General features: G+C 76.5%; 28 protein-coding genes. 19 read left to right on the plus strand and 9 right to left on the minus strand.

Features of this window, described 5'->3' with window-relative positions:
- Positions 1-28 precede the first annotated feature (28 nt).
- The 11 genes from def (at position 29) to hisG (ending at position 8,929) form a co-directional block, all read left to right on the plus strand.
- A complete protein-coding gene (gene def / locus ACI8AA_RS08270; protein ID WP_457044005.1) occupies positions 29-562 on the plus strand; it encodes a peptide deformylase in 534 nt (177 codons plus the stop codon).
- Positions 511-1,488, plus strand: a complete 978-nt coding sequence (gene fmt / locus ACI8AA_RS08275; protein ID WP_457044006.1) for a methionyl-tRNA formyltransferase — start codon at positions 511-513, stop codon at positions 1,486-1,488. The genes def and fmt overlap by 52 nt, the downstream gene beginning before the upstream one ends.
- Positions 1,485-2,876, plus strand: a complete 1,392-nt coding sequence (locus ACI8AA_RS08280) for an RsmB/NOP family class I SAM-dependent RNA methyltransferase (protein WP_457044007.1) — start codon at positions 1,485-1,487, stop codon at positions 2,874-2,876. The genes fmt and ACI8AA_RS08280 overlap by 4 nt, the downstream gene beginning before the upstream one ends.
- Before the next feature lie 48 nt (positions 2,877-2,924).
- Positions 2,925-3,437: a hypothetical protein gene (locus ACI8AA_RS08285; RefSeq protein ID WP_457044008.1), complete on the plus strand. Its 513-nt coding sequence runs from the start codon at positions 2,925-2,927 to the stop codon at positions 3,435-3,437.
- Between the two features lie 49 nt (positions 3,438-3,486).
- Complete coding sequence (rpe, locus tag ACI8AA_RS08290; protein ID WP_457044009.1) at positions 3,487-4,176, plus strand: ribulose-phosphate 3-epimerase; 690 nt, start codon at positions 3,487-3,489, stop codon at positions 4,174-4,176.
- 26 nt (positions 4,177-4,202) lie between these two features.
- On the plus strand, positions 4,203-5,234 hold the full coding sequence (gene ribD, locus ACI8AA_RS08295) for a bifunctional diaminohydroxyphosphoribosylaminopyrimidine deaminase/5-amino-6-(5-phosphoribosylamino)uracil reductase RibD (RefSeq protein ID WP_457044010.1): 1,032 nt from the start codon (positions 4,203-4,205) through the stop codon (positions 5,232-5,234).
- 1 nt (position 5,235) lies between these two features.
- On the plus strand, positions 5,236-5,859 hold the full coding sequence (locus ACI8AA_RS08300; protein WP_457044011.1) for a riboflavin synthase: 624 nt from the start codon (positions 5,236-5,238) through the stop codon (positions 5,857-5,859).
- Positions 5,856-7,178 (plus strand): bifunctional 3,4-dihydroxy-2-butanone-4-phosphate synthase/GTP cyclohydrolase II, encoded by a 1,323-nt coding sequence (locus tag ACI8AA_RS08305; protein ID WP_456926799.1) that lies wholly within the window; start codon positions 5,856-5,858, stop codon positions 7,176-7,178. The genes ACI8AA_RS08300 and ACI8AA_RS08305 overlap by 4 nt, the downstream gene beginning before the upstream one ends.
- Positions 7,175-7,702, plus strand: a complete 528-nt coding sequence (gene ribH, locus ACI8AA_RS08310; protein ID WP_457044012.1) for a 6,7-dimethyl-8-ribityllumazine synthase — start codon at positions 7,175-7,177, stop codon at positions 7,700-7,702. Before ACI8AA_RS08305 ends, ribH begins: the two co-directional genes overlap by 4 nt.
- Entirely contained in the window at positions 7,699-7,962 is a 264-nt protein-coding gene (locus tag ACI8AA_RS08315; RefSeq protein ID WP_387986919.1) for a phosphoribosyl-ATP diphosphatase, read from the plus strand. The genes ribH and ACI8AA_RS08315 overlap by 4 nt, the downstream gene beginning before the upstream one ends.
- A 100-nt stretch (positions 7,963-8,062) precedes the next feature.
- Positions 8,063-8,929, plus strand: coding sequence for an ATP phosphoribosyltransferase (gene hisG, locus ACI8AA_RS08320; RefSeq protein WP_456926801.1), 867 nt, complete (start codon positions 8,063-8,065; stop codon positions 8,927-8,929).
- A 23-nt stretch (positions 8,930-8,952) separates the two neighbouring features.
- Here hisG and ACI8AA_RS08325 read toward each other — a convergent pair whose 3' ends face one another.
- Together ACI8AA_RS08325 and ACI8AA_RS08330 are read right to left on the minus strand one after the other, a co-directional pair.
- The gene (locus tag ACI8AA_RS08325; RefSeq protein ID WP_457044013.1) at positions 8,953-9,246 is read right to left on the minus strand and encodes a DUF4287 domain-containing protein; all 294 of its coding nucleotides are present in this window, start codon (positions 9,244-9,246) and stop codon (positions 8,953-8,955) included.
- Between the two features lie 123 nt (positions 9,247-9,369).
- Positions 9,370-10,359 carry a DUF2877 domain-containing protein gene (locus ACI8AA_RS08330; protein ID WP_387986923.1) on the minus strand — a complete coding sequence of 330 codons (990 nt, stop codon included), beginning with the start codon at positions 10,357-10,359 and terminating at the stop codon, positions 9,370-9,372.
- Between the two features lie 259 nt (positions 10,360-10,618).
- Here ACI8AA_RS08330 and ACI8AA_RS08335 point away from each other — a divergent pair, with 259 nt between their 5' ends.
- Complete coding sequence (locus ACI8AA_RS08335; protein WP_457044014.1) at positions 10,619-12,565, plus strand: PucR family transcriptional regulator; 1,947 nt, start codon at positions 10,619-10,621, stop codon at positions 12,563-12,565.
- Here the strand turns inward: ACI8AA_RS08335 and ACI8AA_RS08340 are convergent.
- Positions 12,547-13,437 carry an SDR family NAD(P)-dependent oxidoreductase gene (locus ACI8AA_RS08340; protein WP_457044015.1) on the minus strand — a complete coding sequence of 297 codons (891 nt, stop codon included), beginning with the start codon at positions 13,435-13,437 and terminating at the stop codon, positions 12,547-12,549. The two genes, ACI8AA_RS08335 and ACI8AA_RS08340, sit on opposite strands and share 19 nt — an antisense overlap.
- A 79-nt stretch (positions 13,438-13,516) precedes the next feature.
- Here ACI8AA_RS08340 and ACI8AA_RS08345 point away from each other — a divergent pair, with 79 nt between their 5' ends.
- From ACI8AA_RS08345 to ACI8AA_RS08355, 3 genes are all read left to right on the plus strand, one after another.
- Positions 13,517-14,092 (plus strand): TetR/AcrR family transcriptional regulator, encoded by a 576-nt coding sequence (locus tag ACI8AA_RS08345; RefSeq protein ID WP_457044016.1) that lies wholly within the window; start codon positions 13,517-13,519, stop codon positions 14,090-14,092.
- Between the two features lie 37 nt (positions 14,093-14,129).
- Positions 14,130-14,873 carry a DUF5995 family protein gene (locus ACI8AA_RS08350; RefSeq protein ID WP_457044017.1) on the plus strand — a complete coding sequence of 248 codons (744 nt, stop codon included), beginning with the start codon at positions 14,130-14,132 and terminating at the stop codon, positions 14,871-14,873.
- Between the two features lie 79 nt (positions 14,874-14,952).
- Positions 14,953-15,711, plus strand: a complete 759-nt coding sequence (locus ACI8AA_RS08355; RefSeq protein ID WP_457044018.1) for an SDR family NAD(P)-dependent oxidoreductase — start codon at positions 14,953-14,955, stop codon at positions 15,709-15,711.
- Between the two features lie 70 nt (positions 15,712-15,781).
- On the opposite strand, the gene ACI8AA_RS08360 is transcribed toward ACI8AA_RS08355, so the two are convergent.
- On the minus strand, positions 15,782-17,365 hold the full coding sequence (locus tag ACI8AA_RS08360; protein WP_457044019.1) for a helix-turn-helix domain-containing protein: 1,584 nt from the start codon (positions 17,363-17,365) through the stop codon (positions 15,782-15,784).
- 86 nt (positions 17,366-17,451) lie between these two features.
- Here ACI8AA_RS08360 and ACI8AA_RS08365 point away from each other — a divergent pair, with 86 nt between their 5' ends.
- Together ACI8AA_RS08365 and ACI8AA_RS08370 are read left to right on the plus strand one after the other, a co-directional pair.
- Complete coding sequence (locus tag ACI8AA_RS08365) at positions 17,452-18,204, plus strand: SDR family oxidoreductase (protein ID WP_457044020.1); 753 nt, start codon at positions 17,452-17,454, stop codon at positions 18,202-18,204.
- A 140-nt stretch (positions 18,205-18,344) separates the two neighbouring features.
- Complete coding sequence (locus tag ACI8AA_RS08370; RefSeq protein WP_457044021.1) at positions 18,345-19,259, plus strand: DMT family transporter; 915 nt, start codon at positions 18,345-18,347, stop codon at positions 19,257-19,259.
- On the opposite strand, the gene ACI8AA_RS08375 is transcribed toward ACI8AA_RS08370, so the two are convergent.
- The 3 genes from ACI8AA_RS08375 to ACI8AA_RS08385 form a co-directional block, all read right to left on the minus strand.
- Complete coding sequence (locus tag ACI8AA_RS08375) at positions 19,250-19,708, minus strand: pyridoxamine 5'-phosphate oxidase family protein (RefSeq protein ID WP_457044022.1); 459 nt, start codon at positions 19,706-19,708, stop codon at positions 19,250-19,252. The genes ACI8AA_RS08370 and ACI8AA_RS08375 overlap by 10 nt on opposite strands.
- 40 nt (positions 19,709-19,748) lie before the next feature.
- Positions 19,749-20,570, minus strand: coding sequence for a DUF998 domain-containing protein (locus ACI8AA_RS08380; RefSeq protein ID WP_457044023.1), 822 nt, complete (start codon positions 20,568-20,570; stop codon positions 19,749-19,751).
- Between the two features lie 63 nt (positions 20,571-20,633).
- Complete coding sequence (locus tag ACI8AA_RS08385) at positions 20,634-21,047, minus strand: hypothetical protein (RefSeq protein WP_457044024.1); 414 nt, start codon at positions 21,045-21,047, stop codon at positions 20,634-20,636.
- 33 nt (positions 21,048-21,080) lie between these two features.
- Here ACI8AA_RS08385 and ACI8AA_RS08390 point away from each other — a divergent pair, with 33 nt between their 5' ends.
- A complete protein-coding gene (locus ACI8AA_RS08390; RefSeq protein WP_457044025.1) occupies positions 21,081-22,325 on the plus strand; it encodes an MFS transporter in 1,245 nt (414 codons plus the stop codon).
- A 104-nt stretch (positions 22,326-22,429) separates the two neighbouring features.
- Here ACI8AA_RS08390 and ACI8AA_RS08395 read toward each other — a convergent pair whose 3' ends face one another.
- Both ACI8AA_RS08395 and ACI8AA_RS08400 read right to left on the minus strand, forming a co-directional pair.
- Positions 22,430-22,630, minus strand: coding sequence for a hypothetical protein (locus ACI8AA_RS08395; protein WP_457044026.1), 201 nt, complete (start codon positions 22,628-22,630; stop codon positions 22,430-22,432).
- Between the two features lie 70 nt (positions 22,631-22,700).
- Positions 22,701-23,006: a hypothetical protein gene (locus ACI8AA_RS08400; RefSeq protein ID WP_457044027.1), complete on the minus strand. Its 306-nt coding sequence runs from the start codon at positions 23,004-23,006 to the stop codon at positions 22,701-22,703.
- A 219-nt stretch (positions 23,007-23,225) separates the two neighbouring features.
- On the opposite strand from ACI8AA_RS08400, the gene ACI8AA_RS08405 reads away from it, so the two are divergent.
- Positions 23,226-25,856, plus strand: a complete 2,631-nt coding sequence (locus tag ACI8AA_RS08405) for an ExeM/NucH family extracellular endonuclease (protein ID WP_457044028.1) — start codon at positions 23,226-23,228, stop codon at positions 25,854-25,856.
- The last annotated feature ends 104 nt before the right edge of the window (positions 25,857-25,960 follow it).

Raw genomic sequence — 25,960 nt, forward strand, 5'->3', positions numbered from 1 at the left:
ATTCCTGCCGCTCACTTACCATCGACCGGTGAGCGTCACCCCCATCCGGCTGCTGGGCGACCCGGTCCTGCACCGGCCCGCGGCGCCCGTCGTCGACTTCGACGCGGAGCTGCGCCGGCTCGTCGCGGACCTGACCGACACCATGCACGCCGCCGGCGGGGCCGGGCTCGCGGCGCCGCAGATCGGCGTCGGGCTGCGGGTCTTCACCTGGTACGTCGACGGCGAGGTGGGCCACCTGGTCAACCCCTCGGTCGACCTGGTCGGCGACGAGACCGAGGAGGCGCCCGAGGGTTGCCTGTCCATCCCGGGCTTCCGCTTCGACTGCCGGCGGCACCTGCACGTCGTCGCGACCGGGTGGAACGCGCACGGCGACCCGGTGCGGGTGGAGGGCTCGAACCTGCTGGCCCGCGCGGTGCAGCACGAGGTCGACCACCTCGACGGCGTCGTGTTCGTCGACCGGCTCGACCCCGAGGCCGCCGCCGCGGCGCGGGCCGCGCTGGCCGAGGCCGAGTGGGCGGGCATGGGGGCCTGGGTCCCGCGCGTGGAGGTGAGCCCCCACTGAGGCTCCTGTTCGCCGGGACGCCCGAGGCCGCCGTCCCCTCGCTGGAGGCGCTGCTGGCCTCCGACCACGAGGTGGCCGCCGTGCTCACCCGGCCCGACGCCCGCTCCGGCCGCGGCCGGAAGGTCAGCCGTTCCCCGGTGGCCGAGCGCGCCGACGCCGCCGGCCTGCCGGTGCTGCAGCCCCGCTCGCCGCGCGAGCCGGAGTTCCTCGAGCAGCTCGCGGACCTCGCCGTCGACTGCGCGCCGGTGGTCGCCTACGGCGCGCTGGTCCCGCCCGCGGCGCTGGAGCTGCCCGCGCACGGCTGGGTGAACCTGCACTTCTCGCTGCTGCCGGCCTGGCGCGGCGCCGCCCCCGTGCAGCACGCGGTCATGGCCGGCGACGAGGTCACCGGCGCCTGCACCTTCCGGCTCGAGCAGGGCCTGGACACCGGCCCCGTCTTCGGCCTGGTCACCGAGCCGATCGGCCCGCGCGACACCGCCGGCGACCTGCTCGGCCGGCTCGCGGTCAGCGGCGCCCGGCTGCTGGTCGCCACCCTCGACGGCATCGCGGCCGGCACGCTCGTCCCGCGGCCCCAGCCGGTCGAGGGGGTCAGCCTCGCGCCGCGGATCGAGACCGCCGACGCCCGGGTCGACTGGGCGCTGCCCGCGCACGTGGTCGACCGGCGGGTGCGCGGGGTGACCCCGGCGCCGGGGGCGTGGACCACCTGGCGCGGCGACCGGCTGCGCCTGGGACCGGTCGAGCCGCTGCCGACCGCCCTGGCCCTCGCGCCCGGCGAGGTCTCGGCCGGGCCAGGCGGCGTCGTCGTCGGCACCGGCCGCGGCTCGGTCCGCCTGGGCGAGGTGCAGCCGGCCGGCAAGCGGATGCTGCCGGCCGCCGACTGGGCCCGCGGCGCCCGCCCGGCGCCCGGCGAGCGGTTCGGCGCATGAGTCGCCCGCCCCGGCGCCCGGCCGGCCCGCGCGGCGGGCGCCGCGACCGCTCGCCCCGCCGTCCGGCCCTCGACGGCGCCCGGCTGACCGCCTACGACGTCCTCGACGGCGTCTCGGCGCGGGAGGCCTACGCCAACCTGCTGCTGCCGCAGCTGCTCGGCGAGCGCGACCTCGACCCGCGCGACGCCGCCTTCGCCACCCAGCTGGCCTACGGGGCGCTGCGCGCGCAGGGCACCCTCGACGCGGTGCTCGCCCGGCTGGTCGACCGCCCGCTGGCCGACCTCGACCGGCGCGTCCTGGACCTGCTCCGCCTGGGCGCCTACCAGCTGCTGGACCTGCGGGTGCCGGCGCACGCCGCCGTCGCGACCACCGTCGACCTCACCCGCGCGATCGTCGGTGCCGGCGCCTCCGGGCTGGTCAACGCCGTGCTGCGGAAGGTGGCCACCGGCGGGGACCGCGCGGCGTGGCTCGAGCGGCTCGGCGCCGACGGCGACCGGCGGCTGGCGCTGGCCACCGACCACCCCGGCTGGATCGTGTCGGCCTGGCGCGAGGCGCTGGGCGGGGACGCCGAGCTCGAGGAGGCGCTGCTCGCCGACGACGCCGCGCCCGAGGTGCACCTGGTCGCCCGGCACGTGCCCCGCGAGGCGCTCGCCGAGGAGTCCGGCGGGACGCCGGGGCCGTGGTCGCCGTACGCGGTGCGCCTGGGCGGGGGAGACCCCGGGAAGCTGCCGTCGGTGCGGGCGGGCCGGGCCGCGGTGCAGGACGAGGGCAGCCAGCTCGCCGCGCTGCTGCTCGCCCGCGCGCCGCTGGAGGGCCCGGACGCCCGCTGGCTGGACGTCTGCGCCGGCCCCGGCGGCAAGGCGGGGCTGCTGGCCGCCGTCCGCCCGGCCGGGGTGCACCTGACCGCCGCCGACCGCGCGCCGCACCGCGCCGAGCTGGTGCGCGGGGCGCTGGCGGGGGAGGGCGACGTCGAGGTGCTCGTCGCCGACGGGCGCGAGCCGCCGTGGGCGCCGGGCTCGTTCGACCGGGTGCTGGTCGACGCGCCGTGCACCGGGCTGGGCGCGCTGCGCCGGCGGCCGGAGGTGCGCTGGCGGCGCACGCCGGACGACGTCGGCCCGCTGGTGGACCTGCAGACCGCGCTGCTGGACCGCGCGCTGGCCTCGGTGCGCCCCGGCGGCGTCGTCGCCTATGTGACCTGCTCGCCGCACGCCGCGGAGACCGTCGCGGTCGCGGACGCCGCGGCCGCGCGGGACGACGTCGAGGTGCTGCCGGTGGCGCCGCTGTTCCCCGAGGTCCCCGGGATGGAGCGCGGCGCGTACGGGCAGCTGTGGCCGCACCGGCACGGCACCGACGCGATGTTCCTGGCCCTGCTGCGCCGCACCCGCTGAGACGCGCGGGGCCCCACGACCGGCGTCCGTCGCCTAGCCTGCCCCGCCGTGCCCTCGCCTTCGGACTCCTGGCTCCCCGACGACTTCGTCCACCCCGTCCGCGCCGAGCTGCCCACCGGTCAGCACCTGCGCCCCATCCGCGCGGCCGACACCGCCATCGACTTCCCCGCCGTCATGGGCTCCCGCGAGCGGCTGTGGGGGATCTACGGCGAGGCGTGGGGCTGGCCGCCTGCGACGATGACCGAGGAGCAGGACCGCGAGGACCTCGCCCGCCACGAGCGGGAGATCGAGGCGCACGAGAGCTTCAACTACGCGCTGCTCGACGAGGACGAGACCGAGCTGCTCGGCTGCGTCTACGTCGACCCGCCGGAGAAGGCCGGCGACGCCGACGCCGAGGTGTCCTGGTGGGTGGTCGACCGGCTGGCCGGCACCGAGGTCGAGGCCGCGCTGGACGCGTTCGTCCCGCGCTGGCTGGCCGCGGAGTGGCCGCTGCGCGCGCCGCGCTACGTCGGCCGCGACGTCTCGTGGGCCGACTGGACCGCCCTGCCCGACCGGGACTGAGCGGGCGCGGCCGGAGGGGGTGATCACCGGCTGCCTAGACTCGGACGACGTGCACTCGGACGACGGCGCCCGGACCCCGATGATCGCCCCCAGTCTGCTCTCGGCGGACTTCGCCCGGCTGGCCGACGAGGTGGCCCGCGTCGCCGACGCCGACTGGCTGCACGTCGACGTCATGGACGCGCACTTCGTCCCCAACCTCACCCTGGGGCGGCCGGTGGTCGAGGCGATCCAGGCGGTGAGCCCGATCCCGCTGGACTGCCACCTGATGATCGAGGCGCCCGAGCGGTGGGCGCCCGGGTACGCCGAGCTCGGCGCCCGCAACGTCACCGTGCACGCCGAGGCATGCACCCGCGACCCCCGTGGCGTCGCCCGGGACGTCCGGGCCGCCGGCGCCCTGGCCGGCCTGGCGATCAAGCCCGGCACGCCGCTGGAGGACTACGAGGACGTCCTCCGCGACTTCGACACCCTCCTGGTCATGACCGTCGAGCCCGGCTTCGGCGGCCAGGCGTTCATCGCCGACGTGCTGCCCAAGGTCCGCCGCGCCCGCGAGCTGGTCGACACCGGCCACCTGCGGCTGCTGGTCGAGGTCGACGGCGGCATCAACGCCGACACCATCGAGCGGGCCGCCGAGGCCGGCGCCGACGTCTTCGTCGCGGGCTCCGCCGTCTACGGCGCCGACGACCCCGCCCGCGCGATCGCCGCGCTGCGCGCCCAGGCCACGGCGGCGGCCGCCGGGTGACGGTCACCCCGGCCGAGCAGGCCGCCATGGCGAGGGCGCGCGCGCTCGGCGAGAGCGTCCTCGGCACCACCAGCCCCAACCCGCCGGTCGGCGCGGTCGTCCTCGACGCCGGCGGCGCGGTCGTGGGGGAGGGCGCCACCTCCCCGCCCGGCGGGCCGCACGCCGAGGTGCACGCGCTGCGCCGGGCGGGGGAGCACGCCCGCGGCGGCACCGCCGTGGTCACCCTCGAGCCGTGCGCGCACACCGGCCGCACCGGCCCGTGCGCCGACGCGCTGCTGGCCGCCGGGATCGCCCGCGTCGTCGTCGCGGTGCCCGAGCCCACCGGCCTGGCCGGGGGCGGCGCCGAGCGGCTGCGTGCGGCCGGCGTCGACGTCGAGGTGGGCGTCGAGCAGCAGGCCGCCGAGGAGGGCGCGCTCGCCGCGTGGCTCACCGGCGCCCGCGCGGGCCGGCCGCACGTCGTCTGGAAGGTCGGCACCACCCTCGACGGCCGGGTCGCCGCCGCCGACGGCACCAGCCGCTGGATCACCGGGGAGACCGCCCGCGCCGCCGTCCACGCGCTGCGCGCCCGCTGCGACGCCGTCCTCGTCGGGTCGGGCACCGTCCTCACCGACGACCCGCAGCTCACCGTCCGCGACGCCGACGGCCGCGACGCCGCCCGCCAGCCGCTCCGCGTCGTCGCCGACCGCGGCCACCGGGTGCCTCCCACGGCCCGCGTCCTCGACGACGCGGCGCCGACCCACCTGACGCGGGTCGGGGACCCGGCGGCGATCCTGGCCGACCTGTTCGACCGCGACGTGCGCCGCGTGCTGCTCGAGGGCGGCCCGACGCTCGCCGCCGCCTTCCTGCGCGCCGGGCTGGTCGACGAGGCCGTCGTCCACCTCGCGCCGAAGCTGCTGGGTGCCGGTCCCTCGCTGGTGGGGGACCTGGGAATCAGCACGATCGGCGCGGCGCTGTCCCTGGAGGTCCGGGACGTCACCCTGCTGGGCGGGGACGTGCAGATCCGCCTGCGGCCGACCCGGCACACTGGAGACCGACCGGTCGCGGACGAGAGGGGCTGACGTGTTCACGGGCATCGTCGAGGAGGTCGGCTCCCTCGCCGCGCGGGAGGACTCCGCCGACGCCGCGGTGCTGCGCATCCGCGCCCGCCGCGTGCTCGAGGACGTGCGCCTCGGCGACTCGATCGCGGTCAACGGCGTCTGCCTCACCGTCACCGGCGTCGAGCCCGGCCCCGGCGGCGACCAGGTGTGGTCCACCGACGTCATGGCCGAGACGCTGCGCCGCAGCAGCCTCGGCGCCCTCGGCGACGGCGACCCGGTCAACCTCGAGCGCGCCGTCGCCGCCGGGGGGCGCCTGGGCGGGCACGTCGTGCAGGGCCACGTCGACGGCGTCGGCACGGTCGTCTCGCGCACGCCGAGCGAGCACTGGGACGTCGTCCGCGTCGCGCTGCCGCCGCAGCTGGCGCGCTACGTCGTCGAGAAGGGCTCGATCACCGTCGACGGCGTCTCGCTCACGGTCAGCGCGCTCAGCGCGGCCGACGACCCCGAGCCCTGGTTCGAGGTGAGCCTCATCCCCGCCACCCTCCGGGAGACCACGCTGGGCGGCCGCGCCCCGGGTGACCCGGTCAACCTGGAGGTCGACGTGATCGCCAAGTACGTGGAACGCCTGCTGGGAGCGCGACGATGAGCGGAGCAGTCCGCCTGGACACGGTCGAGAGCGCCATCGCGGCGGTCAAGGACGGCCGCCCCGTCGTCGTCATCGACGACGAGGACCGCGAGAACGAGGGCGACCTCATCTTCGCCTCGGAGCTGGCCACCCCCGAGCTCGTGGCCTTCATGGTCCGCTACACCTCGGGCTACATCTGCGTGTCGGTCACCGAGGCCGACGCCGACCGGCTGGACCTGCCGCCGATGTTCCGGGTGAACCAGGACCGCCGTGGCACCGCCTACACCGTGACCGTCGACGCCCGCGAGGGCGTGACCACCGGCATCTCGGCCGCCGACCGCGCGCACACCATCCGGCTGCTCGCCGCCGCGGACACCTCCTCGGCCGACCTCGCCCGCCCCGGCCACATCGTGCCGCTGCGCGCCAAGGACGGCGGCGTGCTGCGCCGGCCCGGGCACACCGAGGCCGCCGTCGACCTCGCCGTCCTGGCCGGCCTGCGCCCCTCGGGCACGCTGTGCGAGCTGGTCAGCGAGAAGGACCCGACCGGCATGGCCCGCGCCGAGGAGCTGCGGGTCTTCGCCGACGAGCACGACCTGTGCCTGATCTCCATCGCCGACCTCATCGCCTACCGCAAGCGGTTCGACAAGCTGGTCGAGCGGGTCGCCGAGGCCACCGTGCCGCTGGCGCCGGGCACCTTCACCGCGGTGGGCTACCGCAGCTCCTACGACGAGCGCGAGCACGTCGCCTTCGTCTACGGCGACATCGGTGACGGCGAGGACGTGCTCGTCCGCGTGCACTCCGAGTGCCTCACCGGCGACGTCTTCGGCTCGCTGCGCTGCGACTGCGGCCCCCAGCTGCAGGCCGCGCTGGCCGCCGTCGCGCACGAGGGCCGCGGGATCGTGCTCTACATCCGCGGGCACGAGGGCCGGGGGATCGGCCTGCTGCACAAGCTGCAGGCCTACCAGCTGCAGGACGCCGGCGTGGACACCGTCGACGCCAACCTCGACCTGGGCCTGCCCGCCGACGCCCGCGACTACGGCACCGGCGCGCAGATCCTCGTCGACCTCGGCGTGCACACCATGCGGCTGCTGACCAACAACCCGGCCAAGCGCGCGGGCCTGGAGGGCTACGGCCTCAAGGTCACCGGCCGGGTGCCGCTGCCCAGCCACGTCACCGCCGAGAACCTGTCCTACCTGCGCACCAAGCGCGACCGGATGGGCCACCTGCTCGACATCATCGAGCCCGAGACGGAGTCCGGCCCGGCCGACGTCCCCGCCGGTGAGCACGCCACCGTCCCCGGCACCGACGTCCCGCTCGGCCGGCGGGAGCAGCAGCTGTGAGTGGACAGGGACGTCCCGAGGCCGGCGCGGTCGACGCCGCCGGGCTGACGCTGGGCATCGTCGCGACCACCTGGCACGCCGAGATCACCGACGCGCTGCTCGCCCGCGCCGTCGAGGCCGCCCGCGCCAGCGGCGTCGGCGAGCCGACCGTCGTCCGGGCGCCGGGCGCGGTGGAGCTGCCGGTGGTCGCCCAGGCGCTGGCCGAGCGGCACGACGCCGTCGTCGCGCTCGGCGTGGTGATCCGCGGCGGCACCCCGCACTTCGAGTACGTCTGCGACGCGGTCACCGCGGGCCTCACCCGGGTGGCGCTGGACGCCGGCAAGCCGGTCGGCAACGGCGTGCTCACCTGCGACACCGAGGAGCAGGCCCGCGACCGCGCCGGCCTGCCCGGCTCCGCCGAGGACAAGGGCTGGGAGGCCGCCGTCGCCGCGCTGGCCACCGCGCTCACCCTCCGCGACCTCCGCGGGCCGCGGCACTCCACCGGCTTCCAGGTCACCCCCGCCGTCGGGCAGGGGCAGGCGTGAAGCGCTTCGACGAGCTGTTCGCCGAGCTGTCGGCCAAGGTCGCCGCGGGCGACCCGGCCTCGGGCACGGTGACCGCCGTCCGCGACGGCGTGCACGCCGCCGGCAAGAAGGTGGTCGAGGAGGCGGCGGAGTCCTGGATGGCCGCCGAGCACGAGGGGCCCGAGCGGACCGCCGAGGAGATCAGCCAGCTCCTCTACCGCGTGCAGGTCCTCATGCTCGCCCGCGGGCTGACCCTCGACGACGTCTACACCCACCTCTGAGGAAGGACCCTCCTGCCCCCCACCGCTCGCACGCTCGCGGCGGGACCCTGCAGGAGGGCCGAGAGACCATCGGACGAGCACTCAACGAAGGAGCCACCCAGTGCTGCGCATCGCCGTGCCCAACAAGGGCGTCCTGAGCGAGCCCGCGGCCGCGATGCTCGCCGAGAGCGGCTACCGCCAGCGGCGCAGCACCAAGGACCTCGCGGTCTACGACCCCGAGAGCGACACCGAGTTCTTCTACCTGCGCCCGCGCGACATCGCCGTCTACGTGGCCGCCGGCACCCTCGACGTCGGCATCACCGGCCGCGACATGCTGCTGGAGACCGCGCCGGCCGACGGCGAGGGCCCGACCGCCGTCGAGGTCATGCCGCTGGGCTTCGGCCGCTCGTCGTTCCGGTTCGCGAGCCCGGTCGAGTCGGGCATCGACTCGGTCGAGAAGCTGGCCGGCCGGCGGATCGCCACCGCCTACCCGGTGCTGCTGCAGCGGTACCTGGACGAGTCGGGCATCAAGGCCGGCGTGGTCAAGCTCGACGGCGCGGTGGAGACCGCCTGCCGCCTCGGGGTGGCCGACGCCGTGTGCGACGTCGTCGAGACCGGGACGACGCTGCGCGCCGCGGGCCTGCGGATCATCGGCGAGCCGGTGCTCACCAGCGAGGCGGTGCTCGTGCGCCGCGAGGGCGCGGAGGAGATCCCCGCCGTCGCCCAGCTGCGCCGGCGGCTGCGCGGGGTCCTCGTGGCCCGGCAGTACGTGCTGCTGGACTACGACTGCCCGAACGAGTTGCTGGCCCGGGCCACCGAGCTCACCCCCGGCCTGGAGGGGCCGACGGTCAGCCCGCTGCAGACCGAGGGCTGGTCGGCGGTGCGCGCGATGGTGCGCCAGTCCGACACCAACCGGGTCATGGACGAGCTCTGGGAGCTCGGCGCCCGCGCCATCCTCGTGACGAGCATCCACGCCTGCCGCCTCTGAGCGGAGGACCCCGCCGCGGCACGTCACCCGGCCGGCTTGGTCGCCCTGCCGTCGAGCCAGAGGGTGTCGGAGGCGTCGCGGTGCGCGCCGGTGCTCCCGACGTGCTTGCCGTCGATGACCGGGCCGTTCTTCAGCACGTGCACGAGCGCCATCGCGTGACCGCGGCCGAGACCGTGCTCCTGCGCCAGCCACGCCACCACCTCACCCGCCTTGGTGCCCGGGGCGTCGAGGCCCCGCTCGTGCGCCTGCGCGAGCAGCTGGCGCGGGGTGAGGCCCGTCTTCTCCTCGATCGCGTCGAGGTAGGCCTGGAAGGACATCGCGTGCTCCTCGGGGTCGGTGGGTGCCGGGAGGGGAGACGGCCCGGGCCGGGCGGACCCGTCGCCCACGCGACAGCGGCCCCCTCCCGGGAAGGAGGGGGCCGCTGTCGGGACGTCGTGCGGTCAGCGGGCGCGGGTGGTCCGGTCGACCAGGTCGATCGCGGTGCACAGGCCCAGCGCCATGGCCCGGCCGCTGGTGGAGCCGGTGGCCAGCAGGCCCTCGATGGCCGGGCCGAGCGGGCGCTCGCCGACCAGGCCCTGCAGCACCGCGGCGTACTCGCCGCTGACCCGGCCCGCCGCGGCGTGCCGCAGCAGCGCCCGGGAGAGCTCGGTGGTGCGGCCGGCGGCCAGCGAGTAGACGCCGGCGGCGAACCGCTCCGCGGCCGGGTGCCGCAGCAGCACCAGGCCGGCCATCGTGCCGGCCATGACGTCGTCGCCGGCGGGGGTGAGGCCCGGGCCCAGGCCGATCAGCCGGGCGGCGGTGCGCAGCGCGGCGTCGAGGTCGGCCCGGCGCACCGCGCCCCGCAGCGCGGCCAGCGGGCCGCCGGGGCCGGCGGGCAGGCCGGGCAGCGTGAACGCGCTGTGCGGGACGCCCTCGCCGTAGAGGGTGGTGCGCAGCTGGCGCACGCCCTCGGGCAGCAGCGCCGGACGCGGGCTGGGCAGCCGCGGCCGGGGGTCCCACCAGGCCGCGGCCCGCACGACCAGGTCGCCGACGACGATCCGGCCGCCGCCGACCTCGGCGGGCGCACCGCTGGGCAGCGCGACGAGGGGACGTCCGTTGCTGGGTCGGAAGAGCACGCACCCCAGGGGCAGCCGGGCGGCGTCGCTGGTGAGCACCCCGACGACGTCGGTGCCGCGCTCGGTGGGCACCTGGAGGTACACCGCCGCGGGCATGCTCATGAGCACCCGGGCCGGGCGGACGGGACCACGCAGCAGGTCGGCCACGCCGGTGCTGGCCGAGGCCGGCACGGCCGAGGCGGCGCGTGCCGGCGACGCGGTCCGCAACGTCTCCTGCGCCGACGAGCGGGGCAGGGGGATCGTCGGGACGCCGGCACGGGCGGCGCGCCCCGGTGCGGTCGGAGAACCGGTGGTCGAGTGGTCGATGGTGCGCATCTGTGCAGCCCTTCCCCGTCGGACAGCGGGAGCGACCCTCCGCTCGACTCCCGCCCCTCGGACCGGCCGTCGGAGGGTGAGACGCACCACCTGAGGGGAACGCCTACCATCCAGCGGACGGACCGACTGACTCGAAGCTATGCGGCGCGTCGCACGTCCTCTTATGGCGAATGTGGCCAAGAATGGGGGTGCCCGTCCAGGCACACCTGCCAGTTTCCCGCAACTCGAGACGGACGACGGGTGAGGAGGAGGGCGAGTCGTGACTCACAGTGAGATGCCGATGACCTCGGCGATGTACCCGACTGCGCCGCTGCAGCTGCCGCACGGGTGGCAGAACTCCTCCCCGTCCCGCGCGCTGCCGCCCCGCGACGAGCGCGCCGGGTGGCGCGACAACGTCGGCCTGCGCCTGGACGAGGCGCTGCGCCTGCCCCGCCTGCTGGGCGCCGAGGTGGTCGCCGGCCGCGCCGGGACCGGCCGCGTCGTCCGGCACATGGTCGTCGACGACCCGTCGGCCCCGCTGGCCACCGCCGGCCCCGACGTCCTCGTCGTCCTCGGCGCCCGGCTGCCCCCGGCCGACGCCGCCGCCTGCCGGGCCCTGGTGGACCGGCTGCTGCAGGTCGGCGCCGCCGCGCTGGCCTTCCGCCGCACGGAGGGGCCACCCCCGGTGCCGGCCGAGGTGCTCGCCGAGGCCGAGCGGCACGGGTTCCCCGTGGTGGCCCTGCCGGCCGCCGTCCGCATGGACGAGGCGGTCTCGGACGTGCTCGGCGCGGTCGTGCGCCGCCAGGGCGAGGCGCTGGCCGTCTCCGCCCGCATGCACGACCAGTTCATCGACGTCGCCCTGAGCGGCGGCGGCCTCGCCGAGGTCACCGAGCAGCTGGCCACCTACCTCGAGGGCGCCGCCGTCCTCGGGCTCGGCCCCGACCGGGAGATCGTCACCAGCGCCGGCCCGCCCGGCGACGTGGCCGAGATCAGCGACTGGCTGTGGCTGCTCGACGCCGAGGCCGAGGACGAGCTGGCCATGATGGCGCCGGCCCACCGGCTGTCGGGCGTGCGCGCCGACCAGACCGTCGTCACGCCCGCCGACGTCCTCGCCGACGCCGACCTGTCCCCGGCCGACGGCATCCTCCTCGTCCCCGGCCACCACGAGCTGCCCGGCGGGGTGGGGGAGTACGCGGTCGCGCCGATCATGGCCGGCGACCAGCGGCACGGCTGGCTGGTCGCCGTGCACCGCAGCGGCCAGATGGTGGTCGGCGCCGGCGGTGTGCTGGAGCGGGCCGCCGTCGTCTCGGCGCTGTCGGTGATCCGCCAGCAGGCGGTGCACTCGGTGGAACTCCGCTTCCAGGGCGACCTGGTCCGCCGGCTGGTCGGCGGCTCGCTGCGGCACACCGAGCGGGCGCTGGCGCAGACCCGCTCCTTCGGCTGGCGGCTCGACGGCCCCGTCGTCGTCCTGGTCACCGCCACCGAGACCGCTGCCGACCCGGCGGCCGACCCCACCCGCGCCCTCGACGTCCTCGACCGGCTGGCCGACGGCTGGCGGGCGGCGCTGGAGACCGAGGTGAGCGGCGCCGCCGTCGCGGGGCTGTCCACCGAGATCGTCACCGTGCTGCCGCTGGACGGGCGGACGCCGGAGGAGATCACCTCGCTGGTGACCGCGGTGACCTCGCGGGTCAACGCGCGGGTGCGCCGGGTGGGCCGGGTGCTCGGCACCGGCATCGGCCGCCCCGCCGGGTCGATCTCGGCGCTGGGTGAGGCGCACCAGCAGGCGCAGCGGGCGCTCGGCGTCGGGCAGGAGATCCACGGGACGGCCGCGGTCACCCACTTCGACCAGCTCGGGGTGTTCCGGCTGCTGTCGCTCATCCCGGACAGCACGGAGCTGCGCTCCTACGTCGACGAGGTGCTCGGCTCGCTGGCCGACGCCGCCGACCCGGACTCGGCCGACCTGCGCGAGACGCTGCGGGTGCTGCTGGAGACCAACCTCAACGTCGCGGAGTCCGCCCGCCGGCTGCACTTCCACTACAACACGATGCGCTACCGGATCGGCAAGCTCGAGCGGCTGCTCGGGCCCTTCACCACCGATCCCACGCTGCGGCTGAACCTGCTGCTGGCGCTGCACGCGGCCCGCATGCGCGGGCTGGACCAGCCGCACCGCCCGCCGGTCGACTCGGGGCTGCTGCCCCCCGACGACGGCTACGACGCGCTGATCTGAGGGCGGGTCAGCTCCAGGCCGGCCTCCCACAGCTCCCGGGCGCGGCCGGGGTCGCGGCTGTCCGGCGACGACGGCGCCTCGACGCCGCGCTCCAGGTAGCGCCCGCTGGTGCCGGCCGGCCCGGTGACCGCGGCGGCGAGCCCCGCGCCCGCCTCGTCGAGGCCGGACGCGAACGGCAGCCGGGCGAGCAGGGGCGCGAGTCCGGTGTACAGCGCGCGGGCCGGGGCGGGGTACTGGTGGTGCAGTCCGGTGCCCGGCACCAGGCCGGGGTCGTACACCGCGACGTCGAGCTCCGGGTGCCGGCGGGCGAGCTCGGCGCCGAAGAGGACGTTGGCCAGCTTCGACGTCGCGTAGGCGCGCTGCCCGGACTCGCGCCGCGGCCGGGCCAGCTCGCGCGGGTCAGCCCAGCGCGGCGCCGGGAACGGCCCGGACTTCCGCCAGGTGCCCCAGTGGGTGCCGCTGCTGACCACCACCACCCGGGCGCCCGGCGTCAGGTGCGGCAGCAGCTCCACGGTGAGCAGGAAGTGTGCGAGGTGGTTGACCGCGAAGGTCAGCTCGTAGCCGTCGGCGCTCGCCCGGTCGGCGACCGGCACCTGGACGCCGGCGGCCAGCACCAGCGCGTCCAGCGGCTCCCCGGCGGTGACCCGGGCGGCGACCCGGGTGGCGGCCGCGCGGACGGCGTCGAGGGAGGCCAGGTCCAGGTCGACCACCTCGGCCGGCGGCCCCAGCTCGGCGGCCACCGCGGCGCCGCGGGCGGCGTCGCGGGCGCCGAGCAGCAGGCGCCACTCCCCGCCGGCGGCGAGGTGCCCGGCGGCGGCCCGCCCGATTCCCGACGTCGCGCCGGTGACCAGGGCCGTGCGGATGTCGCTCATCGCGTCTCCTCTCGCGGGACGTCGTCCCGATGTGAGACTCTGTGTCAGGACGGGACTCCGTGTCAACAGGAGGTGGCGGGTGACCGAGACGGCCGCGGAGCGACGGCGCCGGCGGCTGCGCGCCGAGGTGACCCGCCGCGCGGTCGCGCTGTTCGCCGAGCAGGGCTACGCAGCCACGAGCACCGAGCAGGTGGCGGCGGCGGCCGACGTCTCGCGCAGCACGCTGTTCCGGCTGTTCGCCGACAAGGACGACCTGCTCTTCGGCCTCGAGGACGACCTGCTCGCGGCCGCCGCGGCGGCGGTGGCCGAGGCCCCGCCGGGCCTGTCCCCGTGGGCCGCGCTGCGCTCGGCCGCCGTCGCGATCGCCGGGGAGGTGGCCCCGCTGCGCGACCTGCTGCTCACCCGCGAGCGGGTGGTGGCCGGCGTGCCGGCGCTGCGGTCGCGGGCGGCGGCGAAGCTGCGCCGCTGGGAGGCCGCGCTCGCCGACGGGCTCACCGCCCGCGGCGTCCCGGCGGGGGACGCGCTGCTGCTGGCCAAGCTCGTCGTCGCCTGCTTCGAGGTCGCCCAGGCCGGCTGGCTGGCCGGCGAGGCCGGGGACCTGCCGGACCTGGTGACGGCGGCCCTCGACCGGCTGCCGGTCCTGCTCGCGGCCTGACGCGCGCGGGACGCCCGCCGCGGGGGACGATCGGGGCGTGACCGCACCGGTGGACGAGCTGGTCGCCCGCATGCAGGACCTGCTCGACGCCCTCGTCGCGGTTCGCGACCCCGCCCGCCACTTCCTCGGCACCTACCTGCGCACCACGGAGGCGGTGAACGCGGCGATCGACGCCGGCCGGTTCGAGGACCCGGACTGGGTGACCGACTGGGACGTCGACTTCGCCGGGCTCTACCTCGACGCCCTGGAGGCGCACCGCCGGGACCCGGCCACCCCGCCGGCGCCGTGGCGGGCCGCGTTCGGCACGGACCCGGCCGCCCGGCCGGAGGCGCACGTGCTGCTCGGCATGAACGCCCACATCAACTTCGACCTGCCGCAGTCGCTGGTGCGGGTGATCGGCCCGGCCGACTTCGCCGACCCGCCGCTGCTGGACTCCCGCCGCCGCGACCACGAGCGCATCGACGAGGTGCTGGCCGGCCGGGTGGCCGCCGAGGACCTCGCCCTGCAGGCGGCGGGCAGCCGCCGCACGCCGGTCGACCGGGTCATGGGCGGGCTCAACCGGACGGCGGCCCGGGTGCTGCTGCGCGAGTCGCGCCGCCGGGTGTGGGGCAACACGACCGTCCTGCACCGGGCGCGCCTGCACGGGCCCGAGGCGCTGGCCCGCCGGGTGGCCCAGCTCGAGGCGGCGTCCGCCGCCCGGGTGGCCGACCTGCAGCGCGGCGGGCCGGTGCTGCTGCGGCTGGCCGTGCGCGGCTTCGGCGTCGTCCTGCCGGAGGGCTGAGCCGCCCGCGCTGCCGGATCCCGCGGGCGGGCGCAGGCTGGCCGGGGTGCCGCACCGCGCGGCCCGGGAGGAGGACCGCATGACCGACGCCGGCCGACCACTGTCCGGGAGGGTCGCCCTGGTCACCGGGGCGTCGTCGGGGATCGGGGAGGCGACCGCGGTCGCGCTCGCCGACGCCGGCGCCGCCGTGGCGATCGGCGCCCGCCGCGCCGACCGGCTGTCCGCGCTGGCGGAGAAGCTGGCGGGCGACGGCGCCCGCGTGCTGACCCTCGACCTGGACGTGACCGACGAGGCGTCCTGCCGGGCCGCCGTCGCCCGGACGCGGGAGGAGCTCGGCGGGCTCGACGTCCTGGTCAACAACGCCGGCGTGATGCTGCTCGGCACGATCGTCGGCGCCGACGTCGAGGACTGGCGGCGGATGCTGTCGACCAACGTGCTCGGGCTGATGTACACGACCCACGCCGCGATCGACGGCATGGTCGAGCAGGGCTCCGGCGACGTCGTCAACGTCTCGAGCGTCGCCGGTCGCACCGCGCGCAAGGGCGCCGGCGTCTACAACGCCAGCAAGTGGGCGGTGAACGCCTTCAGCGAGTCGCTGCGCCAGGAGGTGACCACCCGGGGCGTGCGGGTCTCGCTGGTCGAGCCGGGGGCGGTGGCCACCGAGCTCACCGACCACATCACCCAGCCGGACGCGAAGGCCGCCTCGCAGCGGATGTACACCGAGATGACGCCGCTGCAGGCCGAGGACGTCGCGCGGGCGATCGTCTACGTGGTGTCCCAGCCACCGCACGTGGCGGTCAACGAGGTCCTCGTCCGCCCCACCGCCCAGGAGAGGTGACGTACTGGAGCGGCCACCCTTCAGGGACCCGCGCCGAGCGGAGCGAGGCGTGGGGGGAAGGGTGGTCCTTCTAGTCGGAGAAGACCTCGATGGAGGCGCCCATCTCGATCAGCCGCTCGTAGAGGTGCTCGTAGCCGCGGGCGATGATGTCGACGTTGCGCAGCACCGACGTGCCGCGCGAGGCCAGCATCCCCAGCAGGATGCACACCGCGGGCCGCAGCGCCGGCGGGCAGACCACCTCGGCGCTGCGCCAGCGGGTCGGGCCCGTGACGAGCACCCGGTGCGGGTCCATGAGCCGGACGTCGGCGCCCAGGCGGGTCAGGTCCGACAGGTGGATCGCGCGGTTGTCGTAGACCCAGTCGTGGATGAGCGTCGAGCCGGTGGCCGAGGCGGCGATGACCGCGAAGAACGGCAGGTTGTCGATGTTCAGCCCCGGGAACGGCATCGGGTGGATCTTGTCGATCGGGGCCTTGAGCTGCGACGGGCGGATGGTGACGTCGGCCAGCCGGGTGTGGCCGTTGTCGGCGAGGTACTCGGGGGAGAGGTCGTACCGCAGGCCCATCTCGGCCAGCACCGCCAGCTCGATCTCGAGGAACTCGATGGGCGCGCGGCGGACGGTGAGCTCGGACTCGGTGACGATGCCGGCGGTCAGCAGGCTCATCGCCTCGACCGGGTCCTCGCTGATCGTGTAGTCGACGTCGGCGTCGAGCACCGCCCGGCCGGTCACGGTGAGCGTCGTCGTCCCGAGGCCCTCGACGTCGACGCCGAGCAGCTGCAGGTACAGGCACAGGTCCTGGACCATGTAGTTGGAGCTGGCGTTGCGGATGACCGTGGTGCCCTCGGTTCGGGCGGCGGCCAGCAGCGCGTTCTCGGTCACGGTGTCGCCGCGCTCGGTCAGCACGATGGTGCGCCGCCCGGTGGCCCGCGGGTCGACGGTGGCGTGGTACTCGCCGGCGTGCGCCTCGACCTCCAGGCCGAACGGGCGCAGCGCGATCATGTGCGGCTCGACGGTGCGGGTGCCGAGGTCGCAGCCGCCGGCGTAGGGCAGCCGGAACGTGCGGGCGCGGTGCAGCAGCGGGCCGAGGAACATGATGATGCTGCGGGTCCGGCGGGCGGCGTCGGCGTCGATGCCGGCCAGGTCGAGCTGGTCGGGGACCTGCAGGGTCAGGTCGCGGCCGGTCCCGTCCCAGGTGGCGACGACGCCGATCGAGCGGAGCACGTCGAGGATCCGGTCCACCTCGACGATGCGGGCGACGTTGCGCAGCGTCGTCCGGCCGCGGTTGAGCAGCGCGGCGCACAGCAGCGCGACGGCGGCGTTCTTCGACGACTTGACCGTCACGCTGCCGCGCAGCGGCGTGCCGCCGGTGACCCGCAGGTGGGTGGGGCCGGCCGGGCCGACGCTGATCAGTGCGCTCTCCAGCGCCTCGGACAGCCGGCCGAGCAGGTCGAGGGTGAGGTTCTGCCCGCCCTGCTCGATCCGGGCGATCGCGCTCTGGCTGGTGCCCAGGCGCTCGGCCAGCTGCTGCTGGGTCAGCCCGCGGTGCCGCCGCGCGTCGCGGACCAGCAGGCCGATGCGCTGGGTCGCGCTCACCGCTGGCGAGGGAGTGGGGGAGGAGGTGGTCGTGGTCTCGGCCGGGAGCTCGGTCGCCGTCACGGTCGGGAACGGTATCTCGCACGTGAGATACGGCTGGTGCGGCACGCCGGTGGAACGGGAAGGACCGGTCCGGCCAGACTGCACCCATGGACGTCGTGGTCACCGGAGGTACGGGGAGGCTGGGCCGGGTCCTGGTCCCGTCGCTGCAGGCGGCGGGGCACCAGGTGCGGCAGGTGTCGAGACGGGGGACCGGCCCGGGCGGGGTGCGGGCCGACCTGGCCACCGGCCGGGACCTCGCGACGGCGGTGCGCGGCGCCGAGGTGGTCGTGCACGCCGCCACCGACCCACGGGGCAACCCGTGGCAGGTCGACGTCGCCGGCACCCGGCGGCTGGTGCAGGCGCTGGACCGCGACCGGCTGCAGCACCTGGTGTACGTGTCGATCGTCGGTGTGGACCGGGTGCCGTGGAGCTTCTACCGGGCCAAGTTCGCCGCCGAGCAGGTGGTGCTGGCGTCGGGGCTGCCGGTGACCATCGTGCGGATCACCCAGTGGCACGACTTCGTCGACGAGATGCTCGGCACCGCCCGCCGCGGGCCGGTGCTGATCGTGCCGATGGGCTGGAGCGCCGCGCCGGTCGACGTCGGCGAGGCGGCCGGGTTCCTCACCGGGGTCGTCGCCGGGTCCCCGTCCGGCGGGGAGGTCGTCGAGTTCGGCGGGCCCGAGGACCTCTCGGCGGCCGACCTCGCCCGCGCCTGGGTCGCCGCCCGCGAGCCCTCGGTGCGGGTGGTGTCCACCCCGCTGCCGGGCCGGCTGTCGGCCGCGTTCCGCGAGGGCGGCGTGCTGCCGGGCCCGCAGGCGGCGCGCGGGCGGGTCACCTACGCCGAGCACCTCCGCGGCTGACGAAGGACCCCCTCGCCCCCACCGCTCGCAGGCTCGCGGCGGGCCCCTGCGAGGGGGCCGTTCCTGCCGATCTCCGCAAGGACAGCGCCAGGTCCGGAAACCGCCGGTGCGCGGGCACACGCGGCCCCTACCGTCGGCTGGTGCCCGCCCGTCCGGTGTCCCTGCCCGTCCTCGCCGCCGTCGCCGTCACCGTCCTCGCCTGGGCGTCGGCCTTCATCGGCATCCGCGCCGTCGGCGCCGACCTCTCCCCGGGCGCGCTGGCGCTGGGGCGGCTCCTGGTCGGGACGGCGGTGCTCGCGCTGCTGTCGCTCGGCCGCGGCTGGGTCGCCCCCACCCGCCGGGAGTGGGGGCTGCTGGCGGTCTGCGGGGTCGGCTGGTTCGCCGTCTACAACGTCGCCCTCAACGCCGCCGAGCGGCACCTGGACGCCGGGACGACGGCGATGCTGGTCAACATCGGGCCGATCCTGATCGCGGTGCTCGCCGGGGTGTGGCTGCGCGAGGGCTTCCCGCGCTGGCTGGTCGCCGGGCTCGCCGTCGCCTTCGCCGGGGTGCTGCTCATCGGGGTGGCCGGCCGGGGGAGCGGCGGTGACCTGCTCGGGGTGCTGCTGTGCCTGGTCGCGGCGGTGACCTACGCCGTCGGCGTGGTGGCGCAGAAGCCGGTGCTGCGCCGGCTGCCGCCGCTGCAGGTGACCGCGACCGCCTGCGCGATCGGGGCGGCGTGCTGCCTGCCGTGGGCCGGCGCGCTGGTGTCCGACCTGGCCGCCGCGCCGGCGTCGTCGGTGCTGGGGATGGTCTACCTGGGCGTGGTCCCGACGGCGCTGGCGTTCAGCACCTGGGCCTACGCGCTGGCGCGCACGGAGGCCGGCCGGCTCGGCGTCACGACGTACCTGGTGCCGCCGCTGGTCGTCGTCCTCGGGTGGGCGCTGCTGGACGAGGTGCCGCCGGCGCTCGCCGTCGCCGGGGGTGCCGTGTGCCTGGCCGGGGTGGCGCTGTCCCGCCGCCGCGGCCGGGTGCGGCAGCCGGAGCCGGTGCTGGAGGCGGCCGCTCAGAGGTAGGCGCGGGGGTCCACCGCGGGCGGCAGCTCGCCGGGCACGATCCGCCGGCCGGTGACCGCCGTGGGGATCAGCCGCACCCAGTGCCCGTGCTCCCCGGGCGCCCACGGCTCCAGGCCCGTGGCCCGTGTGCGCGCGACCAGGTCGGCGCGGTGCTCGGGGCCCACCACCTCGGCGACGCCGCGCACCAGCACGCTCCAGCCGCTGCGGGTGCGCCGGTCGATCTCGTCGACCTCGAAGCTCACGTTGGCGTGCTCCGCGGCGGCCAGCTTCGTGCCGGGGGAGGTGCGGATGACGATCGTGGTGCCGTCCATCGCGTAGTTGACCGGGAAGATCAGCGGGTGGTGCTCGGCGTTCACCCCGAGCCGGCCGATCTCCTGGGTGGCCAGCAGCCGGTGGCACTCCTCGACGGGGATCTCCTGCAGGGCGGGCGCGGTCTCCTCGGCGGTCATGGCCCCATCGTGGCCGCGCGCCGGGACGCCCGCGAGCGGGTCAGCCCTCCCGGCGCCGGCGCGGGCCGGCCCACGGGTCGTCGGGGTCCAGGTCGTCGTCGGCGTCGTCGTGGGCGTCGGCCGGGATCTCCCGGGTCGTGTCGGCGCGGCGGGCGGCGGCCTCGAGCGCGTCGTCCCGCTCGGCGGCGCGCCGCGCCCGCTCCAGCCGCTCCCGCTCGCGCTCCCGGGCGCGCAGCTGCCGCCGGGTCGGGCGGCTGGTGTCGGGCTCCGCGCGGGTCCGGCTGAGCCACCACAGCCCCGCCCCGGCCAGCGCCAGCCCGATCGGCAGCACGTACGCCGCCGCGCGCTCGGTGCCGCCCTCGCCGAGCAGCTCGACCACCCCGGCACCGTAGAAGACGGTCATCGCGGTGGCGAACAGGCCGAGCAGGACCACGGTGGTGCCCAGCGCCTCCGACCACGGCCGCACGGCGTAGGCCAGCGCGATGAGCCCGAGGCCGCCGCCGACCAGGTACAGCACCGTGCCGGCGGTGTGCAGGCCCGGCGAGGTCAGCCGCGGGAAGACGCCGACCAGCAGCACCCCCAGCGCGGCCACGCCGAGCAGCGCCACCGCCGGGCGCGCCGCCCGCCCCCGCAGCACCGGCAGCAGCGCCACCGCCCCGGCGCCGATCAGCCCCGCCTGCACCACGAACGAGGCGTTCATCAGCGCGTGCGCCGGCTGGGTGGCGTCCCCCAGGGCGCTGATGGTGTCGGCCGAGCGCGAGTACGGCAGCACCGACCGCGACTGCACGACCGTCTCGACGACGAAGAACTGGAGGGTCAGCAGCCAGGCGACCGCCCCCCAGGTGATCCGCTTGCCGGGCATGCGGCCCATGGTCCCAGCCGGTCCCGCGCCCGCCCCTGCCGCCTTTCGCGCGCGGGAGGCGGGTCAGCCGAGGTGGGCGAGGACGGCGGCGTGCTGCGCGGGCGTCAGGTAGGAGGGGTTGCTGCCGGCGGGCATGCGCAGCACCTCGGCGTCGCGGGCGGCCGGGTCGGCCAGCAGGTCGCCGCGCGGCACCGGGGCCGCGAGCAGGGTGAGCCGGACGACGACGACCGGCCCGTCCGCGTCCTCGCCGACCTCCCCGGCGAGCTCCCCGGTCGCGTGCACGCCCGGGCGGTCGGGGCCGCTCCGCCACAGCAGGCACGGGTCGCCGGGGCGCATGAGCCCCAGCCGGTAGGAGCGGCGCAGGCAGCGGGAGAACGTCGCCGGCTCCCCGGGACGCCAGCCGGGGACGACGGCGTCGGGCGGCCGGGCCGTCTTGACCACCCAGCAGGCGACGTCGGCGGGCCGGAGGCGGGACACGGGACCATCCCAGCAGCCGGGCACGATGGGCGCGTGCCGTCCCCTCCCGCCGCCGCACCGGGCGGGGAGGAGCCGCTGCCGCGGGGGCACCGGGCCGGCGACCCCGCGCTGCGCCGCGCGTCGCTGGCGGTGTTCTTCGCCGGCGTCGCCGTGTTCGCCGTCCTCTACGCCCCGCAGGCGCTGCTGCCCGAGCTGACCCGCGCCTTCGCCGTGTCGCCGGCCGCGGCGACGCTGTCGGTCTCGGTGGCGACGGCGGGCCTGGCGCTGGGGCTGCTGGTGCTCGGCCCGCTGTCGGACCGGGTCGGCCGCCGGCCGGTGCTGCGGGCGGCGCTGGCGGCGGCGAGCGGCCTGGCGGTGCTGACCGCGGTGGCGCCGGCGTGGGAGGCGCTGCTGGCCCTGCGCGGCCTGCAGGGCTTCGCGCTGGCCGGGCTGCCCGCCGTCGGCGTCGCCTACCTGCGCGAGGAGCTGGACGCGTCGGTGAGCTCCCGGGCGATCGGGCTGTTCGTCGGCGGCACGGCGATCGGCGGGCTCAGCGGCCGGGTGGTCGCCGGGGCGCTGGCCGACCTCGGCGGCTGGCGGGCGGCGGTCGGCGGCATCGCCGGGCTCGCGGTGGCGTGCACGGTCGCCGTCTGGGTGCTGCTGCCGGCCTCGCGCCGGTTCGTCGCCGTGCCGCGGGGGACGCCGGTGCTCCACCAGCTCGCCCGCGGCTTCGGCGACCCGGTGCTGCTCGGTCTCTACGGGCTGGCGGCGCTGCTGATGGGCGGGTTCGTGGCGGTCTACAACGCGGGCACGTTCCGGCTGGAGGCGCAGCCGTACGGGCTGTCGCCCGCGCTGGCCGGCCTGGTGTTCCTGACCTACCTGCTGGGGTCGGTGGCCTCGCCGGTGGCCGGCGGCCTGGCCGAGCGGGTCGGGCGGCGGGTGGTGGTCCCGGTGGCGCTGGCGGTGACCGCGGCAGGACTCGCGCTGACCCTGGCCGCGCCGCTGGCGCTGTTCGTCGCGGGCCTGGCGGTGCTGACGGTCGGCTTCTTCGCCGCGCACGGCGTGGCCAGCGGCTGGGTGGCCGCGCGGGCGGCCCTGGGGGAGCGGCCGGTCGGCCAGGCCGCCTCGCTGTACTCGTTCTGGTACTACGTCGGTTCGTCCGTGGGCGGCACGCTGGCCGGCCGGGCCTGGGCGACCGCGGGGTGGCCGGGCGCGGTGGCGGTCGCGGGCACCGGCATCGGCGGGGCGCTGGTGCTGGCTCTGCTGCTCGGGCGCAGCACCGCGCTGGGCCGGGGCTGAGGGGCGGGCGCCGTCCGGCGCCCGCCCCGAGAGACGTACTGTGCGGCCCTCCTGCAGGGGCCCGCCCGAGCGGAGCGAGGGGTGGGGGGCAGGAGGGTCCTTCCTCAGTCGGTGGCGGCGTGGAACTCCGCGCCGGCCGGGTCGGCGTCGTCGGAGCCGACGGCCTGCCGCTCCTGCTCGGTGCGGTGCTGCAGCCAGTCGTCGTCGGGGCGCGGGTCGGTCTTGCCGTGCTGCTGACGGTCGCGCGGCGCCGACTCCTCGGTGTCCATGACGTCGTCGAGGGTCGGGCGGTCGGGTTCGGTCATCGCAGTGCCTCCGCTGCGTCGTCGTCCATCGGTCCCGGAGGCCATAGCCCTCGATGCGGGCGGGAAACCCCTAGCGCTGCTCCAGCGACCCCGCCGGTAGCCACGCCTCGACGAGCACCGGCCCGTGCGGTCCGGGGACGGCGTAGGCGACCCGGCCCTGCCAGCCGCTGGCGGCCTGGCGCCACTCCACGAGCAGGCCGGGGACGGTCCGGTCCGCGCCGGGCGGGGTGCGCACCCAGCAGTGGCGGCCCGGCGCGGGCTCGCGTACGGGCGGCCGGGGCGGCGCCTCCGGGGGCAGGGCCGGCGCGACGCCGGAGTCCGCGGCCCGCTCGCCGAGCGACGGCCGTGACCTGCCCCGCTGCATCCCGCCTGCCACCCCGGCAGTCTGACACGGGGCTCGAACACGCGTTCGGACAGCGGCTGTGGGCCGCCATGTCGCCGTGTCGGCGTGTCGACTCGGTGACACGCCGACAAGTCGGTGATCCGGGTCACACTCCCTGCGGGTAGTCACCCACTCGTTACGAACCGTTGTTGGAGTGTGCACGGCGGCTGCTTAGCGTCGCTCACGTCCTGGTACCTGCCTGAAGGGTCCTCAGTGCTCTCATCAACCGGCTCCCGGCGCCTGCTCGCGCGCCGGGCGGCACTCGGCGCCGCCGCCGTGGCCGTCGCCGTCACGGGTCTCCCCACTGCCGCGTCGGCCGCCGCGCCGACCGCGCCGTACATCTCCGAGATCCACTACGACGACGCCAGCACCGACAGCGGTGAATTCGTCGAGATCACGCTTCCGCCCGGGACGACCTCGGAGGGACTCGAGCTCGTCCGCTACAACGGCGGGAACAACCAGCGCTACGACACGCCGGCCGCTCCGGCGGTCCCCGTGGCGACGGCTCCGGCAGATGCCGCTGCCGTGGTGGTCGTCGACTACCCCGTCGACGGCTTGCAGAACGGTGGCAACGACGGCATCGCGCTGGTCCGCGGGGCAGAGGTGCTCGAGTTCCTCTCGTACGAGGGTGTCCTGACCCCCACGAACGGCCCGGCCCAGGGCCGGACGAGCACCGACATCGGGGTCTCGGAGAACGCGGTGCCCGAAGGGCAGTCCCTGTCCCGCGTCTACGACACGGCGACAGGCGGGCTCGAGTGGCAGGCGGCTGCGGCCAACACCCGGGGCGCTGTGAACCCGGTGATCGGTACGCCTCCGCCGGTCGGGACCGATGTCTGTGACGCCGACCCGACGCGCGAGATCGGCGCCGTCCAGGGCGCCGGGGCCACCACCCCGTTCGCTGGGCAGCAGGTCACCGTCCGCGGCACCGTCGTCGCCGACCTCCCCGGCTTCAGCGGCTTCCACCTCCAGGACGTGGACGGCGACGGCGACACCGCCACCTCCGACGGGATCTTCGTCTTCAGCCCGGTCGACGTCGGCCTCGGCGACACCGTCGCCGTCACCGGCCAGGCCCAGGAGTTCGGCGGCCAGACGCAGATCACCGCACGCACCGACGTCGCGGTCTGCGCCGACGGCACCGCCGCGGACCTGCCGACCCCGGCCCCGCTGGACCTGCCGGCCGACGACGTCGTCCGTGAGCGGCTCGAGGGCATGCTCGTCGCTCCCGTCGACACGCTCACCGTCAGCGAGGTCTTCGACCTGACCAGCTTCGGCGAGCTGACCCTCTCCGAGGGCGGCCTGCTCGTGCAGCCGACGGAGCTCGCCCGCCCCGGCGCCGAGGCGCAGGCCATCGCCGCCGAGAACGCGATGCGCGGCATCGTCCTCGACGACGGCGTCAGCGCCCGGGTGAGCGTCACCACCCGGCCGTACCTGACGCCGGAGACCCCGGTCCGGGTGGGCGACCAGCTCGCGTTCACCGAGCCGCTGGTCCTCGGCTACGGCTTCGACCAGTGGCGGCTGCAGCCGGCCGACGGCACCGCCGCGGGCGTCTTCGCGCCGCAGAACACCCGTCCGGCCACGCCGGACGCGGTCGGCGGCGACGTGCAGGTCGGCGCGTTCAACGTCCTGAACTACTTCCTGACGCTCAGCGGTCCCAACGCCCGGGGAGCCACCAGCCAGCGTGAGTTCGAGCAGCAGGCGGGGAAGATCGTCCCGGCGATCAACGCGCTCGACGCCGACGTCGTGACGCTCATGGAGATCGAGGACACCGACTCGACCGGCCGCGACCCGGGGAACGCCGACGCCGCGCTCGCCGACCTGGTGACCCGCCTCAACACGGCTGCCCGGTACGAGAAGTGGGCCTACGTCCCGCTGCCGGAGGAGCTCTACGACGTCGACCGGGACGTCATCCGCAGCGCGATCATCTACCAGGCCGGCGTCGTCCAGCCGGTCGGGGAGCCCGTCGGTCTGGTCGACGAGGAGGTCTGGGACAACGCCCGCGAGCCGCAGGCGCAGACCTTCGTCAAGGACGGCGACGCCTTCACCGTGGTGGCCAACCACTTCAAGTCGAAGGGCTCGCCGACCGGCGCCACGGGGGACAACGCCGACACCGGCGACGGCCAGGGCGCGTGGAACGGCGACCGGGTCCGCCAGGCCGGGTCGCTCGCCGCGTTCATCGACGAGCTGCGGGAGCGCGACCCCGACGTCATCTCCCTCGGCGACTACAACGCCTACACGCAGGAGGACCCGATCGTGGCCCTCCGCGGCGCCGGGCTGACCGACCTGGGCTCGCGGTTCGACCCCGAGCGGTACAGCTACGTGTTCGACAACCTGTCCGGTTCGCTCGACCACGCCCTGGCCACCGCGTCGCTGACGGGGAAGGTGACCGGTGCGGTGCACTGGAACATCAACTCGGTCGAGTCCTTCGCCTACCAGTACGCGGGCGACGAGGCGCTGTACGCCGCGACCCCGTACCGCTCGAGCGACCACGACCCGCTGCTGGTCGGGATCGACCTGGACGAGCGCTGCAACGGCCTCGTCCCGACGATGCGCGGCACCGCCGGGGACGACGTCCTGCGCGGCACCAACGGCGTCGACGTGATCATGGGCCTCGGCGGCAAGGACACCATCAGCGGCGGCAACGGCGACGACGTCATCTGCGGCGGCGCCGGCGACGACACGCTGTCCGGCGAGAACGGTGCCGACGTGGTGCTCGGCGGCTTCGGCGTCGACACGCTCGACGGCGGCAACGGCGACGACCGCCTGGTCGGCGGTCCGGGGGCGCGCGACGTCCTGAACCAGGGCCGCGGCGCCGGCAGCACCGAGCAGGAGGGCGCCGAGTCCTGAGGAAGCACCCCCTGCCCCCCGACGCTCGCGAGCTCGCGTCGGGACCCTGCAGGGGGCCGTTCCAGTAGGTCGCCAGTCCGGCGCGGCACCCGAGCGGGTGCCGC

This window comes from Geodermatophilus sp. SYSU D01180 (assembly GCF_054050415.1).